At 72.4% G+C, this 17722-nt stretch carries 12 protein-coding genes; 8 read left to right on the forward strand and 4 right to left on the reverse strand.

Going from position 1 to position 17722, the window contains the following annotated elements:
* Positions 1-39: 39 nt before the first annotated feature.
* The 3 genes from AAIB33_RS12840 to AAIB33_RS12850 are packed head-to-tail and all read left to right on the forward strand — an operon-like array spanning position 40 to position 6685.
* A complete protein-coding gene (locus tag AAIB33_RS12840) occupies positions 40-3294 on the forward strand; it encodes a transglutaminase family protein (protein ID WP_345800350.1) in 3255 nt (1084 codons plus the stop codon).
* Complete coding sequence (locus AAIB33_RS12845; protein WP_345800351.1) at positions 3291-5810, forward strand: circularly permuted type 2 ATP-grasp protein; 2520 nt, start codon at positions 3291-3293, stop codon at positions 5808-5810. The genes AAIB33_RS12840 and AAIB33_RS12845 overlap by 4 nt, the downstream gene beginning before the upstream one ends.
* Positions 5807-6685 carry a transglutaminase family protein gene (locus AAIB33_RS12850; protein ID WP_345800352.1) on the forward strand — a complete coding sequence of 293 codons (879 nt, stop codon included), beginning with the start codon at positions 5807-5809 and terminating at the stop codon, positions 6683-6685. Before AAIB33_RS12845 ends, AAIB33_RS12850 begins: the two co-directional genes overlap by 4 nt.
* 134 nt (positions 6686-6819) lie before the next feature.
* Here AAIB33_RS12850 and AAIB33_RS12855 read toward each other — a convergent pair whose 3' ends face one another.
* Positions 6820-7446, reverse strand: coding sequence for a TetR family transcriptional regulator C-terminal domain-containing protein (locus AAIB33_RS12855; RefSeq protein ID WP_345800353.1), 627 nt, complete (start codon positions 7444-7446; stop codon positions 6820-6822).
* Between the two features lie 100 nt (positions 7447-7546).
* Between AAIB33_RS12855 and AAIB33_RS12860 the strand changes: the two genes are divergently transcribed.
* The 3 genes from AAIB33_RS12860 to AAIB33_RS12870 are packed head-to-tail and all read left to right on the forward strand — an operon-like array spanning position 7547 to position 10833.
* Positions 7547-8581 (forward strand): agmatine deiminase family protein, encoded by a 1035-nt coding sequence (locus AAIB33_RS12860; RefSeq protein WP_345800354.1) that lies wholly within the window; start codon positions 7547-7549, stop codon positions 8579-8581.
* On the forward strand, positions 8578-10275 hold the full coding sequence (locus tag AAIB33_RS12865) for an amidase (RefSeq protein WP_345800355.1): 1698 nt from the start codon (positions 8578-8580) through the stop codon (positions 10273-10275). The genes AAIB33_RS12860 and AAIB33_RS12865 overlap by 4 nt, the downstream gene beginning before the upstream one ends.
* 9 nt (positions 10276-10284) lie before the next feature.
* Complete coding sequence (locus AAIB33_RS12870) at positions 10285-10833, forward strand: YbaK/EbsC family protein (protein ID WP_345800356.1); 549 nt, start codon at positions 10285-10287, stop codon at positions 10831-10833.
* 27 nt (positions 10834-10860) lie between these two features.
* Here the strand turns inward: AAIB33_RS12870 and AAIB33_RS12875 are convergent, their stop codons facing one another.
* From AAIB33_RS12875 to AAIB33_RS12885, 3 genes are all read right to left on the reverse strand, one after another.
* Positions 10861-12243 carry an aminotransferase class V-fold PLP-dependent enzyme gene (locus AAIB33_RS12875; protein WP_345800357.1) on the reverse strand — a complete coding sequence of 461 codons (1383 nt, stop codon included), beginning with the start codon at positions 12241-12243 and terminating at the stop codon, positions 10861-10863.
* A 197-nt stretch (positions 12244-12440) separates the two neighbouring features.
* Positions 12441-13691: an FAD-binding protein gene (locus tag AAIB33_RS12880; protein WP_345800358.1), complete on the reverse strand. Its 1251-nt coding sequence runs from the start codon at positions 13689-13691 to the stop codon at positions 12441-12443.
* Between the two features lie 31 nt (positions 13692-13722).
* Positions 13723-14460, reverse strand: a complete 738-nt coding sequence (locus tag AAIB33_RS12885; protein WP_345800359.1) for an FCD domain-containing protein — start codon at positions 14458-14460, stop codon at positions 13723-13725.
* Between the two features lie 200 nt (positions 14461-14660).
* On the opposite strand from AAIB33_RS12885, the gene AAIB33_RS12890 reads away from it, so the two are divergent.
* The gene (locus AAIB33_RS12890) at positions 14661-15968 is read left to right on the forward strand and encodes an MFS transporter (protein WP_345803434.1); all 1308 of its coding nucleotides are present in this window, start codon (positions 14661-14663) and stop codon (positions 15966-15968) included.
* Complete coding sequence (locus AAIB33_RS12895) at positions 15965-17722, forward strand: dihydroxyacetone kinase family protein (RefSeq protein WP_345800360.1); 1758 nt, start codon at positions 15965-15967, stop codon at positions 17720-17722. Before AAIB33_RS12890 ends, AAIB33_RS12895 begins: the two co-directional genes overlap by 4 nt.

Here is a 17722-nt window from a genome sequence, read left to right on the forward strand (position 1 = left end):
GGCGTAGCGGGCGCGACGGTCGCCGGCCGGGGTGGGGTTATGTCGATCAGGGTCGCGCTCGAGCACTACACGGCGTACGAGTTCGCGCGCCCGGTCGTCGTGCAGCCGCATGTCGTGCGCCTGCGCCCCGCTCCCCACTCGCGCACGCCGATCGAGGCCTACTCGCTCGACATCAGCCCGAAAGAGCACTTCGTCAACTGGCAGCAGGACCCCTTCGGCAACTGGGTGGCGCGGATCGTCTTCCCCGAGAAGGTGAGCCGGCTGGAGATCACGGTCGGCCTCGTCGCCGACATGATGGTCATCAACCCGCTCGACTTCTTCGTCGAGTCGTACGCCGAGCGCTTCCCGTTCACCTACCCGCCCGCCCTCGCCGCCGACCTCGCGCCGTACCTCCAGCCCGTGGCGGGCAGCGAGTCGGTCGACGGGTGGATCTCGCACCTCCCGCCCCTGCCCGACGACGGCGTGCCGACGGTGCGGTTCCTCTCCGACCTCAACCGCGCCGTCTACGAGGACGTCGCGTACAGCCTCCGCATGGAGGCGGGCGTCCAGACCCCCGACCACACGCTCGCCGCCCGGCTCGGCTCGTGCCGCGACAGCGCGTGGCTGCTCGTCAGCATCCTGCGCTCCTACGGCCTGGCGGCCCGCTTCGTGTCGGGCTATCTCGTGCAGCTCGCGCCCGACGGCGCCGACGGCCCGGCGCAGGACTTCACCGACCTGCACGCGTGGGCCGAGGTCTTCGTGCCGGGCGCCGGCTGGATCGGCCTGGATCCGACGAGCGCGCTCTTCGCCGGCGAGGGCCACATCCCGCTCTCGGCGACGCCGCATTTCAGCAGCGCGGCGCCCATCGCCGGCACGACGGAGCCCGTCGAGGTCGCTTTCTCCTTCCGCAACGAGGTGCGCCGCGTGCACGAGGCTCCGCGCACGACCCGGCCGTACACGCGGCCGCAGTGGGAGCGCATCGACGCACTCGGTGAGGCCGTCGACGAGCGGTTGGAGGCGAACGACGTGCGCCTCACGATGGGCGGCGAGCCCACGTTCGTCTCGCTCGACGACCCCCGCAGCGCGGAGTGGCGCATCGACGCCGACGGCCCGCACAAGCGCGAGCTCGCGAGCCGCCTCGCCGAGCGTCTGCGCGAGGTCTACGCCGAGGGCGGCGCGATCCACCGGGGGCAGGGCAAGTGGTACCCCGGGGAAGCCCTCCCCCGCTGGGCCATCGCCCTGCAGTGGCGCACCGACGGCGAGCCGCTGTGGCGGCATCCCGAGCTGTTCGCAGATCCGTGGGATCAGGATGCCGATCCCGACGCCGATGCCGATGCCGAGGCTCTCGCGCGCCGCATCACCGAGGTGCTCGGTCTGCCGCCGGCTCAGCTGCTCGCGGCCTTCGAGGATCCGCTCGGGGCGCTCTCCGCCGAGCTGCGCCGCCCCGAAGGCGCCCGGCCCGACGCCGACGAATTCGACCCTGGGCACCTCGCCGAGGTGGAGCATGCCGGGTCCCGGCCCGTCGCGTGGGCGCTGCCGCTCACGACCGACGGCGAGTGGACGAGTCCCGCGTGGCGGTTCCGCCGCGGGCGGCTGGTGCTGCTGCACGGCTCGAGCCCCGTCGGGCTGCGGCTGCCGCTCGACTCGGTGTCGTGGCACGACCCGGAGTGGACGGGCGAGCCGTCGTACCTCGAGGCAGGACCCCCGCTCGAGCCCGGCATCCCTCCCGTCAGGGTCGTCTCGCCCGACGGCGCGGTGGCGACGGCCCTCACGGTCGAGGCCCGCGACGGAAATGTGCACGTGTTCCTGCCCCCGACGCAGGAGCTCGACGCCTACGCCGACCTGCTGCACGTCATCGAGCGGGCAGCGGTGGACACCTCCGTCAGCCTCGTGCTCGAGGGCTACGGGCCGCCGCCCGACGCGCGGCTGCGCCAGCTCGTCGTCACCCCCGACCCGGGGGTCGTCGAGGTCAACCTGCAGCCGACGTCATCGTGGGCCGAACAGCGCGAGCTGACCTTCACGCTCTACGACGCGGCGCACGAGGTGCGGCTCACGACCGAGAAGTTCGCCGTCGACGGCACGCTCCTGGGCACCGGCGGCGGCAACCACCTCACCCTCGGCGGCGCGCAGCCGATCGACTCCCCGATCCTGCGCCGGCCCGACCTGCTTCCCAGTCTCATCACATACTGGCAGCGGCATCCCTCCCTCTCGTACCTCTTCTCGGGACGCTTCGTCGGCGCGACGAGCCAGGCTCCGCGCTTCGACGAGGGCCGCCCGGAGGCCGTGCACGAGATGGAGATCGCGCTCGGCGAGATCAGAAGGATGATGGATGCCGCGCACGGCGGCAACCTCCTGCCGTGGGTCGTCGACAGGTCGCTGCGTCACCTGCTGACCGACCTCACCGGCAACACCCACCGCGCCGAGTTCTGCGTCGACAAGCTCTACAGCCCCGACTCGAGCCGCGGGCGGCTGGGCCTGCTCGAGCTGCGCGGCTTCGAGATGCCGCCGCATCCCGAACTCGCCCTCGTGCAGGCGCTCCTCGTGCGCGGGCTCATCGCGATGTTCTGGGAGAAGCCGCTCGTCGCCCCGCTCATCCGCTGGGGCACGCGCCTGCACGAGGACTTCCTGCTGCCCGAGGGTGCGATCCGCGACATCCGCGAGGTGGTCGCCGACCTGCGCGCGCACGGCATCGCCTTCGAGGAGACGTGGCTCGACCCGTTCACCGAGTTCCGGTTCCCGCGGATCGGCGCGACGCGCATCGCGACCCGGGCCGGAGCCGGGGTCGACCTGGAGCTCCGCCAGGCGATCGAGCCGTGGAGCGTGCTCGGCGAGGAGGCCACCGCGGGCGGAACGGCGCGGTACGTCGACTCGTCGACCGAGCGCGTCCAGGTGAAGGTGCACGGCATCGACCCGGACCGCCACCTCGTGACGTGCAACCAGGTGCCCGTGCCACTCGCACCGACGGGGCACCAGGGCGAGTACTACGCCGGTGTGCGCTACCGGGCGTGGCAGCCGTGGTCGGCGCTGCATCCGATGATCCCCATCCACGCCCCGCTCACGTTCGACGTCATCGATGTCGAGGCGGCGGCGAGCCTCGGCGGAGCGACGTACCACGTCGTGCATCCCGGCGGACGGTCGTACGAGCATCCCCCCGTCAACGCCAACGAGGCCGAGGCGCGACGCGCGCGCCGGTTCGAGCGGCACGGCCACACGCCGGGCACGGTCGACGTGTCCGCTCTGCGCGAGACGGCCCGACGGGCCGCGAGCCCCGACTATCCTCGAACCCTCGACCTACGGAGGGTGCCTCAGCCGTGACGGTGCTTCGCGATTACGCCACGACCCTGGCGCAGCCCACGCTCCCCCTCGGCGGCGGCGACCTGGGTGCGGCGCGCTACGACGAGGTCGTCGCGCCCGACGGCACGCTGCGGCCCGCGTGGAAGGGGATCGCCGAGGCCGCGCTCGGCCTCACGCCCGACGAGCTCAAGCGCGTCAACGGCGAGATCACGCGCTTCCTCGCCGACCACGGCGTGCGCTACGTGCAGCGCGGGACGGGCGCCCAGCCCTGGCAGCTCGACCCCGTGCCGCTCGTCATGGAGGCTCCGGCGTGGGCGCGGCTCGAGGTCGGTCTCGCGCAGCGCGCCGAGCTGCTCAACGCGCTCCTCGTCGACCTCTACGGCGACCAGACGCTGCTGCGCACCGGCGTCATCCCCTCCGCCGCGATCTTCGCCCACGCGGGCTACCTGCGGCCGCTCGCCCGGGCGAGCGCGCACGACCCCCAGCCGCTCCTCCTGTCGGCGACCGACCTCGGACGCGACGCGGCGGGCGAGTGGAACGTGCTCGCCGACCGGGTGCAAGCGCCGTCGGGTCTCGGCTACGCGATGGAGAACCGCCGCGTCATCTCGCAGGTCATGCCGGCCCTCTACCAGGAGGGCGACCTGCACCGCATGGAGCCCTACTTCGCGGCTCTGCGGTCGGCCATCCTCAACTCCGCCCCCGAGGGCGTCACCGAGCCGCGGGTCGTCGTGCTGTCGCCGGGCACGCATTCCGAGACCGCCTACGACCAGGCGGCGCTCGCGTCGACCCTCGGCTTCCCCCTCGTGCAGGCGAGCGACCTCACGGTGCGCGGCGGCTGGATCTGGATCAAGCCGCCGGGCTGGCCGAAGTCGGCTCCCGCCGAGCGGGTCGACGTCATCCTGCGTCGCGTCGACGCCGACTGGGCCGACCCGCTCGAGATGCGGGGCAATTCGCGGCTGGGCGTCGCGGGGCTCACGGAGGCTGTGCGCCGCGGGCGCGTGCGGGTCGTGAACGGCCTCGGCGCCGGCGTGCTCGAGAACCCGGCGCTGCTCCCCTTCATGCCCGCGATCTGCCAGGAGCTCCTCGGCGAGCAGCTGCGCCTGCCGTCGCTGCCCACGTGGTGGTGCGGCGACCGCGCCGGGCTCGACATCGTGCTGAGCCGGCTCGGCGAATCCGGCGAGGACTTCGTTGTGCGGAGCATCGACGAGTCGCGCAGCGTCCACGCCGACCTCACGCCCGACGAGCTGCGGGCGCGCATCCTCGCGGCGCCCCACCGGTTCGTCGGCCAGGAGCGCCTGCCGCTCTCCCAGGCCCCCGTGTGGTCGGGCGAGGGGCGGGCGGATGCCCAGCCCGTCGTCGTGCGCGCGTTCACGGTGCGCTACCGCTCGGCGTTCCGCCCCCTCGTGGGCGGCCTCGCGACCGTCATGACGACCGCGGCCTCCCCCGTGACGAAGGACGTCTGGGTGGTCAAGGGCGCACCGGAGGATCCCGATCAGGGGATCGTCGACGTGGCTCCGCTGGAGTTCCGCCCCAGCATCCCGGCCCTCTCGCCGCGCTCGCTGGAGGACATGTTCTGGGCGGGCCGCTACGCGGAGCGCGCGGAAGACCTCCTGCGCCTGCTCCTCACCACCGACGCGCACTTCGAGGAGCTCGCGGCGCCGATCGACTCGGAGCACGGCGTCGCCGCGCGCGCCCTGCTGGGCGTGCTGCAGCGCCTCGCCGGGCGGCGCTCCGCCGAGCCCGAGGAGGAGTTCCGCTCGCTCCTGCTCGACGGCGACCGACCGGGCTCGGCGGCGCAGTCGCTCGACCGTCTGCGCGATGCGCTCGAGGGCGTGCGCGACCAGCTGTCGAACGACACGTGGCGTGTCTTCGCGCACACCGACCGGGCCAAGAAGGCCCTCCGGTCGTCGCAGCGCTCGCACCGAATCACGGAGTCGGCCGGTCGCATGCTCACGGCCGTGCTGTCGCTGCAGGGCGTGACGGCGAGCATGATCCGCGATCCCGGCTGGCACATGATCGAGGCGGGCCGCCATCTCGAGCGGGCGCTGCAGCTGTGCACGCTGCTCAGCTCGACGACGACCGAGCGGTACGGCATCGCGGGCGACCGGGGCGTGCTCGAGGGCGTCCTCACGGCGGCCGAGAGCTCCGTGACGTTCCGCCGCCGCTACCGCGGCAACGTGCGCACGAGCGGCGTGCTCGAGCTGCTGCTCGTCGACCGCGACAACCCGCGATCGCTCGCCTTCGCGTTCCGCGAGCTGCGCACGCACCTCGCCGCCATGCCCGCCTCGACCGGATCGACGCGGCCCGAGCGCCTGCTCGAGCACCTCGAGACGGCCGTCGACAACCTCGATCTCACGGCCCTCGCCACGCCGACGGGCACCCGCCGCCCGCGGCTGCAGCGCTTCTTCGAGGGCACGCGGGCGCAGCTCATGCAGCTCGCCGACTCGATCGGCGACGTGCACTTCGCGAGCGGTCCGCCGCCGCAGAGCCTGTCGTCGCTGTCGCTGACCGAGCTGCGGGGAACGAAGGCATCATGAAGTACGTCGTCTCGCACCGCACCGCCTACGCCTACACGGCGCCCGTCCGCGACAGCCGCGGGCTCTACCACCTGTCGCCCCGCGCGCTGCCGTGGCAGGACGTCGCGAGCCACACGGTGACCGTCGACCCGCTGCCGCTCGACATGCACCGCGACACCGACTGCTACGGCAACGCCGTCACCTACTTCCAGGTGACCGACGCGCACCGCGAGCTCGTCATCGACGCGACGAGCGAGGTCACCGTCGTCGAGCCGCGCTATGACGATGACGCCCTCGCCGTGCCGTGGGAGCGCGCGCGCCCCCTGGTGAACACGGAGGACCCGGATGCGTGGGCCGCCGTCGAGTTCGCGCTCGAGTCGTCGCGTGCCGCACACGCCCCCGGCGTCGCGGAGTATGCCGCGGCATCCCTCACCCGCGGCCGGCCCATCGGCGAGGCTGCGACAGACCTCATGCACCGGATCTACGCGGACTTCGACTACGACAGCACCGCGACGACCGTCACCTCGACCGTCGCCGACGTGCTGCGCAAGCGGGCCGGCGTCTGCCAGGACTTCGCCCACTTCGCCCTCGCGTGCCTGCGCAGCCACGGCATCGCGGCGCGCTACGTCAGCGGCTATCTCGCGACGCAGCCGCCGCCCGGCAAGGAGCGGATCGTGGGGGCGGATGCCTCGCACGCCTGGCTCTCGGTGTGGATGCCGGGCTCGCCGGACTGGCTCGCGATCGACCCGACGAACAACCAGTGGGCGAACGAGCGGTATGTCACCGTCGCGTGGGGCCGGGACTACGGCGACGTCTCGCCGGTCAAGGGCGTCATCTTCACGAAATCGAAGAAGTCGAGTCTGCGGGTGAACGTCGACGTCGCGCCGGTCGGCTGAACCCCCTCCGCTCGCCCTTCCTCGGCGAGACAGGGGATCTCGCCGAGACCGGGTGACGTGCGCCCCTGCGTCGGCGAAATCCCTTGTCTCGGCGAACCGGTGGGGCGGCGGGGGACGGCGGGGACCAGCGGGCGTCAGGGGCGGTCGAGCGCGAAGCGGTCGAGGCCGAGCATCCCCTCCACGGCCCGGTGGAGGGCGGAGCCGCGGGCGCGCTCGTCGTTCCACCGAACGAGGGCCTGCGCGTTGAGCCCGTCGATCATGCCGAGGAGCTGCCACGCCGTCTCGGCGGCATCCATCGTCTCGAACTCCCCCGAGGCGACACCGTCGTCGACGAGAGAGCGGACGACGGCCTGCCAGGCATCCATCTGCTCTCGCACGCTCTCGGCGAGCGTGTCATTGCGGCGGCCCATGGCCCAGGCCTCGACCCAGATCACCGTGACGTCTTCGCGCGTGCCGTCGAGGAGCGTGTCGATGAGCGCAGCGATGCCCTCGGTCGGAGAGGCCGCTGCGGCGACGACGGCGCGGATGTCGTCGAGCTCGGCGGCCACGATCGCCGCGAAGGTCGAGGCGACGAGGGCGTCCATGTTGGGCTGATAGTGCGCGACGAGCGCCGGGGCGACGTCGATGCGGGATGCCACGGAGCGCAGCGTCACGGCGGTGAGTCCGTGCTCGAGCGCGAGGTCGCGTGCGGCGGTCGCGATCTCACCGGCGCGCTCGGCCGGCGACTTGCGGGCGGCTCTCCTGCGGGCGGTGCTTGACATCGTCATTCCTCGGCGGTTATGGTCGCTTCATCTTATTGATCGTGTGATCAACAAGTCAACGCCGACACGGACTTCCCCACGACACCACGGAGGTGCTCGCATGACCTGGCGCATGCCCGCCGAGACCGCGCGCCACGAGCGCACCTGGATGGCCTTCCCCCGCGAGGGCCTCACGCTCGGAGACACCGATGCGCTGCGCGAGGAGGGCTACGCGGCGTGGACCGCCGTCGCCCACGCGGTTGCCGAGTTCGAGCCGCTCACGATGGTCGTCGACCCGTCCGAGACCGACCGCGCCCGGCATCTGCTCGGGTCGCAGATCGAGATCCTCGAGGCCCCGCTCGACGAGTTCTGGATGCGCGACGTCGGCCCGACCTTCGTCGTCGACGACGAGCGTCCCGGCGCGCTCGGGGCCGTCGACTGGACGTTCAACGGCTGGGGCGCTCCCGGCTGGGCCGAGTGGCGGCTGTCGGCAGAGCTCGGCCGTATCGCGGGCGCCGCCGCAGGAGCCGAGGTCATCAGCTCGCTCCTCGTCAACGAGGGCGGCGGCATCCACGTCGACGGCGAGGGCACGGTGCTCCTGACCGAGACCGTCCAGCTCGACCCGCGACGCAACGCGTTCGCCGACAAGGCGCGCGTCGAGGCCGAGCTCGCCCGCACGATCGGCGCGACCGCCTTCGTGTGGCTGCCCCGCGGGCTCACCCGCGACTACGACGACTTCGGCACGAACGGCCACGTCGACATCGTCGCCACACTCCCCTCGCCGGGACGCATGCTGCTGCACGCACAGAACGACCCCGCCCACCCCGACTTCGCCGTGACCCGCTCGCTGCGCGAGACGCTCTCCGAGGCTCGGGATGCCGCGGCCAGCCCGTTCGAGATCATCGACCTGCCCGCGCCGGCGACCCTCAAGGACCACGAGGGCTTCGTCGACTGGAGCTACGTCAACCACACGGTCGTCAACGGCGGCGTCATCGCGTGCGGATTCGGCGAGGAGGGAGCGGATGCCGCGGCCCGCGAGATCCTGTCCGAGGCGTATCCGGGGCGTCGCGTCGTGACGGTCGACGCGCGTCCGATCTTCGACCGCGGCGGCGGCATCCACTGCATCACCCAGCAGGAGCCGGCGGTGACCGCGTGATCGACGTCGTCGAAGCTGGAGTCGCTCAACTGCGGGCCGCGCTCGAATCCGGGGAGGCGACGGCCGTCGACCTCGTGCGGGCCTACCTCGCGCGGATCGACGCGTACGACGAGGCCGACACCGACACGGCGCTCAACGCCGTCGTCGTCCGCAATCCCGAGGCGCTCGCCGAGGCGGAGGCCTCCGACGCCCGCCGGCGCGCCGGCGAGGTGCGCGGGCCGCTCGACGGCATCCCGTACACCGCGAAGGACAGCTACCTCGTGCGCGGACTCACGGCCGCCGCCGGAAGCCCCGCGTTCGCGGACCTCGTCGCACAGCGCGACGCGTTCACGATCGAGCGCCTGCGCGGCGCCGGCGCGATCTGCCTCGGCCTCACGAACATGCCGCCCATGGCGAACGGCGGCATGCAGCGCGGCGTCTACGGCCGCGCCGAGAGTCCCTACAACGCCGACTTCCTCACGGCGCCGTTCGGCTCGGGCTCGTCCAACGGCTCTGGCACGGCGACGGCGGCGAGCTTCGCGGCCTTCGGCCTCGGCGAGGAGACCTGGTCGAGCGGGCGCGGTCCCGCCTCGAACAACGCCCTGTGCGCGTACACGCCGTCGCGCGGCGTCATCTCGACGCGGGGCAACTGGCCGCTCGTGCCCACGATGGACGTCGTCGTGCCGCACACCCGGACGATGGCCGACCTGCTCGAGGTGCTCGACGTCATCGTCGCGGAGGACGCCGAGACGCGCGGCGACTTCTGGCGCGCCCAGCCGTGGGTGCCGCTGCCCGCGGTGAGGGACGTGCGACCCTCCTCCTACTCCGCCCTCGGCGGCGTCGAAGCGCTCGCGGGGCGGCGGATCGGCATCCCGCGCATGTACATCAACGCCGACCCGGAGGCGGGGACCGGCACCGGCATCGGCGGTCCGACGGGCGAGCGCATCGAGACGCGCGCCTCGGTGATCGCACTCTGGGAGGCCGCTCGCCGTTCACTAGAGGAAGCCGGGGCGACGGTCGTCGAGGTCGACTTCCCGATCGTGTCGAACTACGAGGGCGACCGCGCCGGCGCTCCGACGATCGCGACCCGCGGGCTCGTCACCCCCGAGTACCTGAAGCGCGAGATCGTCGACCTCTCCGCCTGGGGCTGGGACGACTTCCTCGCCGCCAACGGCGACCCGGCCCTCTCGACGCTCGCCGACGTCGACGGCGCCCGCATCTTCCCGCATCCCGCGGGCGCGCTGCCCGACCGCTACACGGGCTTCGACGACGACATCGCCGAGTACCCGGGCTGGGTGCGCTCGCACCCCGGCGCATCGCCGTGGACGGACATGCCCGAGCTCGAAGACGGCCTCCGCGGCCTCGAGGAGACGCGGCGCATCGACCTCGAGGAGTGGATGGACGGCCTCGGCCTCGACGCCGTCGTCTTCCCGGCGGTCGCCGACGTCGCGCCCGCCGACATGGACCGGGTGGAGGCATCCGCCGATCTGGGCTGGCGCAACGGGGTGTGGGTCGCGAACGGCAACCTCGCGATCCGGCACCTCGGGATCCCGACGGTCACGGTTCCGCTCGGGACGATGGCGGACATCGGGATGCCGGTGGGCCTGACGTTCGCCGGCCGGGCGTACGACGACACGGCGCTGCTCTCCCTCGCCGCGGCGTTCGAGGCGACAGGCGCGCGGCGCACCGAGCCGCCGCGCACTCCCCGCCTGTAGCGTCGATCCGTGCCGTCGCTCGACTTCTCCCCCGCGCTGGACCGACCCGACCTGCTCGCCGACCCCGTGCGCCGCGGCCTGGAGGCGCTGCCGCCGGGGATGGCGGCGACCGTGCGTGCGACGCCGATCGACCCGTCGCTCGCCGACACGGCCGCGTTCTGCGAGGCCTACGGCGTCGGCCTGGACGAGGGCGCGAACTGCATCGTCGTGGCGGGCACGCGGGGCGACGTCACGTCGTACGCGGCGTGCCTCGTGCTCGGCACGACGCGCCTCGACGTCAACGGCGTGGTGCGAAGGTTCCTCGGCGCGCGGCGGGCGAGCTTCGCGCCGATGGAGGATGCGGTCGCCCTGACCGGCATGGAGTACGGCGGCATCACGCCGATCGGGCTGCCCGAAGAGTGGGCGATCCTCGTCGATGCGCGGGTTGCGGCACTGAACTGGGCGATCGTGGGGGCCGGCATCCGCGGCGCGAAGCTCTCGGTGCCCGGCGCGGTGCTGGGCGCGCTGCCCGGCGCGGAGGTGATCGACGGCCTGGCCCGCGACATCCCCGTCTCCTGACGCCACGACCTACGGGGGACTGGGGGGTCAGGCGAGCGTGTCGAGCACCTCGATCAGCAGCTCGTACGTCGTCAGCGGCGAGATGATCGCGAAGCGCAGCACGGGCTCGCCGGCGTGCGAGCTCGGCACGACGAAGGCGAGCTGGTCGTCGAGCAGGCGGTCCGACCAGGCCTGGTAGTCGGCGAGCGTCCAGCCCTCACGTCGGAAGACGACGACCGAGAGCTGCGGGTCGCGCACGAGCGAGAGGCCGTCGCGGGACTCGATCTCGTCGGCGATGCGGCGGGCGAGATCGATGCCGTATTCGATCGCGGCACGGTACTCGTCGGTGCCGTACGTGGCGAGCGAGTACCAGAGCGGCAGGCCGCGCGCGCGACGCGTCAGCTGCACGCCCAGGTCGGACGGGTTCCAGTCCGCCTTCTCGGTGATCGTGTCGAGGTACTCGGCCTTCTGCGTGTGGGCGAGGAGCGCCTGCGACGGGTCGCGGTAGATGAGCGCGCACGCGTCGAAGGGCGCGAAGAGCCACTTGTGCGGATCGACGATGACCGAATCGGCGAGCTCGACGCCCGCGAACGCCGGCCGCAGGCGCTCGACGAGCATCGCGGCGAGCCCGTACGCCCCGTCGATGTGCAGCCAGACGTCGCGCTCCTTCGTCGCGGCGGCGACAGAGGCGATGTCGTCGACGATGCCGAAGTTCGTCGTCCCGCCCGTGGCGACGACGGCGAACACGGCGTCGCCGTGCTCGTCCAGGGCCTGAGCGACGCCGTCGCCGTGCAGACGGCCGGCCGCGTCGGGCGCGACGAGCACGACGTCGACGTCCATGACGGCGGCGGCCGACGCGATCGAGGAGTGCGCCTCCGCGCTGCACACGACGAGCCACCGGGCGGGGTTCGCTCGCCCTGCCTCCGCGTTGCGCCGGCGCGCAGCATCCCGAGCCGCGACCAGGGCCGACAGGTTGCCGATCGTGCCGCCCTGCACGAACACCCCGCCCGCGCCGGCGGGGAGCCCGAACTCGGCGGCGAGCCAGTGCAGCACCTCGTTCTCGGCGTAGACGGCGCCGGATCCCTCCATCCACGACCCTCCGTAGATGGCGGACGCCGACACGATGAGGTCGAACGCGATCGCTGCCTTCGTCGGCGCCGAGGGGATGAACGACAGGTAGCCGGGGTGGTCCGTCGAGACGCACGCGGGCGCCAGCACGTTCTCGAACAGCGCCGTCGCGCGGCGCGCGCCGATGCCCTCGGGCGTGATGGAGCCCGAGGCGAGCCGGGCGAGGTCGCGCGGACTCAGCGGCTTGTCGAGCGGCACGTCCTGGTACAGCGCGCGGCGGCGGGCGTAGTCGAGCACGACGTCGACGGTCGAGCGCGTCTCGTCGGACAGGGCGTGCATGCGTGCGGGCGAGGTGTCGGTCATTGAGCCTCCCGGGGTCGACTCCCATTCTGAAGCCGCCGTCGCCCCGAGCGCATGCGGCTCTCCCACGCCCCCTGCGCGTCCATAGCCTGTGCTCTCGCCGAGCGCCCGTGTTTCACCCGGTGCACATCGTGGGCTTTCGTCCATAGCACGGGCTATGGACGAAGAAGGGGCGGGGCAGCGACGACGAAGCGGAGGGGTCAGCGGGGGTCGCGGAGGCCGGCGCGGGTGAGGTGGGCGTTCGTGAAGCGGCCGGCGGGGTCGAGTCGCTCGAACACGGCGCGGGCGTCGGCGACGCGCGGGTGAACACGAGCGATGTCCTCGGAGGTGAACGCATGCACCTTGCCCCAATGCGGGCGCGCGCCGAAGGGGCGCAGGGCCTCCTCGATCGACGGCAGCAGCGCGCCGACCTCGACCGGGTGATCGAACCACGTGAAGTGGATGATGACGACGTCCTGCTCGTACGCGCCGCTGAGCCACAGCTCGTCGCGTGCGGCGGTGCGGATCTCGCTCCACACGAGATGGGGCCGGATGCTGTCGCCCAGCGCGCGCACCGCGTCGAGCGCCTCGGCTCCCCGCGACCGCGGCACGAAGTACTCGGTCTGGATCTCGTCGCCGAACGACGGCTCGCTGTCGAGGCGGAAGTGCGGGAGGCGCAGCATCCAGGGTCCCGGGACTCCTCCGACCTCGGTGATGTTGTCGCCACTGCCGAGGGGGCCCTCGACGCCGATGACGCGCCGGCCGTCGAGGAGCGTGTCGGGCACGGCGTCGTCGTCGGACTCCAGCCGGGTCTTGACCCACACGGCCTCGATGGTGTCCGGATCCCAGCGCGTGAAGAGCGACACGCTGTACCCCGCGCCCGTGAGCGCGGAGAGGTCGGCGAGCGCGGCATCCCACGAGACACCCTCGTAGATGTCCTGACGGACGCGGTAGGAGGGCTCGATGTCGAGGGTCACCGCCGTCACGATGCCGAAGGCGCCGACGCCCACGGCGAGCGCCGCGAAGTCGGCGTCGCCGCGGCGCACCTCGTGCACCTCGCCGTCGGCTCCGACGTAGCGCAGCGCAGCGACGGCCGTCGTGAGGACGCCGTTGCCCTCGCCCGATCCGTGCGTGCCGGTCGCGGTCGCGCCGCCGACCGAGATGTGCGGGAGCGATCCGAGGTTGTGCAGGGCCCAGCCGCGCTCGTCGAGAGCCCGCGCGACGATGCCGTAGCGCGTGCCCGCCGCGACCGTCACGGTGCGGGCCGCCTCGTCGAGGTCGAAGCCGTCGACGAGGCCCGAGACGTCGATGAGGGTGCCGTCGGTGTCAGGCAGATCGTGGAAGGAGTGGCGCGTGCCGAGCGCGTGCACCGGTCCGCTCTCGCGGACGAGCCGTTGCACGTCGGCCTCGCTCGTCGCCCGCTCGATGCGCGGTGCGCGGTATTCGTACGTGCCTGCCCAGTTGCGCGGCATCCGTCCCCCTCTCCGGCTTCCGCCGGTGTGATCAGTGGGCGGCTTCGGCGGCGACTCGCGCCGACGCCGTCGCCATGTGCACGGCCATCGCCGAGGCCGCGCCGTCCTCGTCGCCCCGCTCGAGCGCGCGGAAGACGGCGTCGTGCTCGTCGATCGCGATGTTCGCAGCCGCCTCGTCATGCACGGCGCGGTCGGCGTAGACCTGCAGCAGCGATCGCACGACGTGCAGCAGGTCGACGAGCATGTGGTTGTCGGCCGTGCGCGCGAGGGCGTCGTGGAAGTCGAGGTCGGCCTTCGCGAAGGCCTTGAGCGTGCCGACGCTCTGCCGCATGCGGTCGAGGCTCGTCTGGATCGCCTGGAGATCGGATGCCTCGGCCCGCGCGGCGGCGAGCCGGGCGACGTAGATCTCGAGGCCCGAGCGCAGCTCGAGCAGGTCGGCCGTGTTGCGCTCCCCGATGAGGAGGCCCCAGCGCAGCGTCTGCGGCAGCAGCTCGCTCGCGTTGCCGCGGAGGTAGGTGCCCGATCCCGGGCGCACCTGCACGATGCCGAGGATCTCGAGCGCGGCGAGCGCCTCCCGCACCGCCGAGCGGCCGACCTCGAGCGTCGCGGCGAGCTGCCGCTCCGGCGGCAGCCGCTCACCGGGCTCGATCGACCCGCTCGTGAAGAGGTCGAGCAGGCGGCGGGCCACTTCCGACACGGGCGTGCCCGCGGGCAACGCGCCGAGGGCGGCGCTGATCTCGCGAGATCGGTCGCCGGGGTACGCGGGCATGACCTCACGGTACACGGTGGACTCCGGGATCGGTATTGCAATTGGTCAACCGGTTTGTCATACTGTTCGGCATCCCCTCGTGCAATCGCCGTCGATTCGAAACCGGAGTCACCGTGGACCAGACCCTTCCCGCGCGAACGGACGTCGCGCGCTCAGCAGTGCGGAAGGTGGCGTGGCGCCTCGTTCCGTTCGTGGCGCTGATGTTCTTCATCAACTACCTCGACCGCACGGCGATCGGATTCGCCGCCCCCAACGGCATGAACGAAGACCTCGGCCTCAGCGCGGCTCAGTTCGGCTTCGCGTCGGGCGTCTTCTTCATCGGCTACATCCTGCTGGAGGTGCCCTCGAACCTCGCCCTGCACCGCTTCGGCGCACGCCGCTGGCTCTCGCGCATCATGGTGAGCTGGGGCATCGTCGCGCTGCTGTTCACGTGGGTGCAGAACTTCGAACAGCTCGTCTTCCTGCGCTTCCTCCTCGGCGTCGCGGAGGCGGGCTTCTTCCCGGGCGCCATCCTCTTCCTGAGCCTCTGGGTGCCGTCGCAGTACCGCAGCCGCATCCTGATGCTCTTCTACCTGGCGCAGCCCCTCACGACGGTCATCGGCGCCCCGCTCGCCGGCTGGCTCATCCAGCAGGAGGTCGGCGGCCTCGAGGGCTGGCGCTTCATGTTCCTCGGCGTCGCGATCCCCGCGATCGTCGTGGGTGTCATCGCCTGGTTCTACCTCAAGGACAAGCCGAAGGACGCCGGGTGGCTGACGCCCGATGAGCAGGTCTGGCTCACCGACGCCCTCGAGAGCGAGCGCAAGACCACCGAGGCCCGCGAGAAGCACGTGTCGGTGCGCTTCGCCTTCAGGAGCGGACGCGTGTGGGTGCTGTCGTTCATCTACTTCGGCTTCATCTTCGGCCTGTACGCCCTGGCGTTCTTCCTGCCGACGATCATCGACGGATTCCAGGCGCAGTCCGGTGTGACCTTCGACTTCCTCCAGAAGGGTCTCATCACGGCGATCCCCTACCTGCCGGCCGCGATCATCATGTTCTTCTGGGCGCGGGATGCCTCCAAGCGGGGCCTCAAGACGTGGCACATCGCGATCCCGGCGCTGGTCGGCGGCATCAGCATCCCGATCGCCCTCCTGGCGGGGTCGCCCGTCGCGACGATGGCGATCATCACGATCACGGCCTCGGCGATCTTCGCTGCTCTGCCCAACTTCTGGACGCTCCCGACGCGCTTCCTGACGGGCGCCGCCGCGGCCGCGGGCGTCGCGCTCATCAACACGATCGGCAACCTGGCCGGCTTCAGCGCGCCGTACATCACCGGCGCCGTCCACGACTGGACGGGCGGCTACGAGGTCCCGATGTTCATCGTCGGATTCTTCATGCTCCTCTCGGCCGCGCTCATGCTGCTCCTCGCCCGCAGCAACCGCATCGCGCCGGTCGAGCGGATCGTCGACGAGCAGGCGGGCACCGACGCGCACGTCGAGGTCGCCGAGACCAAGGAGGCCGGACAGCGATGACCCGGCTCTGGAACGAGCCGTCCGCCTTCGCGGACGAGATGATCGACGGCTTCGTCGCGGCGAACGGCCGCTACGTGCGCCGTGTGCAGGGCGGCGTCGTGCGGTCGACGGTGTCGCCCGAGGGCCAGGTGGCGGTGGTCATCGGCGGCGGCTCGGGCCACTACCCCGCCTTCGGCGGGCTCGTCGGACCGGGCCTCGCGCACGGTGCGGCGATGGGGAACCTCTTCGCCTCGCCGTCGACGCAGCAGATCGTGTCGGTCGCCCAGGCGGCCGACAACGGCGGCGGCGTGTTCTTCAGCTACGGCAACTACGCCGGCGACGTGCTCAACTTCGACGCCGCGCAGGACAGACTGCGCGCCGAGGGCATCGCGTGCGAGACGGTCACGGTCACCGACGACATCTACAGCGCCCCCGTCGACGAGAAGCACCGGCGGCGCGGCATCGCGGGCGACCTCACGGTGTTCCGGGCCGCGTCGGCCGCGGCCGAAGCGGGGTACGACCTCGCGGAGGTCACGCGCGTCGGGCGCCTCGCGAACGAGCGCACGCGCTCCTTCGGCGTCGCTTTCACGGGCTGCACGCTGCCCGGCGCCGAGCAGCCGCTGTTCACGGTGCCCGAGGGGCGCATGGCGATCGGCCTCGGCATCCACGGTGAGCCGGGCATCGATGAGACGGAGATCCCCACAGCCGACGGCCTCGCGGAGCTGCTCGTCGAGCGGCTCCTCACCGAGCTCCCCGACGGCGTCGACGCGCCCGACGGGGCGCGCGTCGTGCCCGTGCTCAACGGGCTGGGATCGGTCAAGTACGAAGAGCTCTTCGTCATCTACCGCCGCGTCGCGCAGCTGCTCGAGGCGAAGGGCATCGAGCTCGTCGACCCCCATGTCGGCGAGTACTGCACGAGCTTCGACATGGCCGGCGTCTCGCTGACCCTGTTCTGGCTCGACGACGAGCTCGCCTCCCTGTGGGAGACCCCGGTCGACACTCCCGCATACCGCCGCGGATCGGTCGCACCGCAGCGGATCCGGGATGCCTCCGCCGCCGTCGCCGCCGACATCGAGGCCGTCCCGCCGGCCGACGACGAATCCCGCGCCGTCGCGCAGACCGTCGTCGCCGCGCTCGAGACGATCGTCCGGACGATCGACGAGCACGTCGAGGAGCTCGGCCGCATCGACGCGATCGCGGGAGACGGCGACCACGGCATCGGCATGCAGCGCGGTTCGCACGCGGCCCTCGCCGCCGCGCGCACGGCCGCTCTCGCCGGAGCCGGCGCGGCCACGACCCTCGCGCGAGCCGCCGACGGCTGGTCGGACAAGGCCGGCGGCACGTCGGGCGCGCTGTGGGGCGTCATCCTCTCCTCCGTCGCCGGCGCGCTCGGCGACGAGGGCCGGCCCGCGGCGGCCGCTGTCGCGTCCGGTGTGGCGGCGGGATCCACCGGCGTCATGGCGTACGGCAAGGCCGAGGTCGGCGACAAGACGATGGTCGACGCGCTCGTGCCGTTCTCCTCGACCCTCACGCAGCAGATCGACGCCGGCGCCCGCCTCGCCGACGCCTGGACGGTCGCCGCCGAGGCAGCCACCCGTGCCGCCCGCGCGACCGCCGATCTCCTCCCGCGCATGGGGCGCGCCCGCACGCACGGGCAGAACAGCGTCGGCACGCCCGACCCGGGCGCCGTCTCGCTCGCCCTCATCGCGACCGAGGTCGCGGCCGACCTCAGGACGGCCGCGGCAGACCCCGCACAGACCCTCGAAAGGAACTGA

Origin of the sequence: Microbacterium sp. AZCO (assembly GCF_039614715.1) — a bacterium.
Classification (GTDB): Bacteria; Actinomycetota; Actinomycetes; order Actinomycetales; family Microbacteriaceae; genus Microbacterium.

Excerpts from the sequence above, each read along its gene's own strand:
- AAIB33_RS12895 (WP_345800360.1), top strand. The coding sequence starts at position 15,965 with ATGACCCGGCTCTGGAACGAGCCGTCCGCCTTCGCGGACGAGATGATC.
- AAIB33_RS12860 (WP_345800354.1), top strand. The coding sequence starts at position 7,547 with ATGACCTGGCGCATGCCCGCCGAGACCGCGCGCCACGAGCGCACCTGG.
- AAIB33_RS12850 (WP_345800352.1), top strand. The coding sequence starts at position 5,807 with ATGAAGTACGTCGTCTCGCACCGCACCGCCTACGCCTACACGGCGCCC.
- AAIB33_RS12855 (WP_345800353.1), bottom strand. The coding sequence starts at position 7,446 with ATGTCAAGCACCGCCCGCAGGAGAGCCGCCCGCAAGTCGCCGGCCGAG.
- AAIB33_RS12840 (WP_345800350.1), top strand. The coding sequence starts at position 40 with ATGTCGATCAGGGTCGCGCTCGAGCACTACACGGCGTACGAGTTCGCG.
- AAIB33_RS12885 (WP_345800359.1), bottom strand. The coding sequence starts at position 14,460 with ATGCCCGCGTACCCCGGCGACCGATCTCGCGAGATCAGCGCCGCCCTC.
- AAIB33_RS12880 (WP_345800358.1), bottom strand. The coding sequence starts at position 13,691 with ATGCCGCGCAACTGGGCAGGCACGTACGAATACCGCGCACCGCGCATC.
- AAIB33_RS12890 (WP_345803434.1), top strand. The coding sequence starts at position 14,661 with ATGTTCTTCATCAACTACCTCGACCGCACGGCGATCGGATTCGCCGCC.
- AAIB33_RS12875 (WP_345800357.1), bottom strand. The coding sequence starts at position 12,243 with ATGACCGACACCTCGCCCGCACGCATGCACGCCCTGTCCGACGAGACG.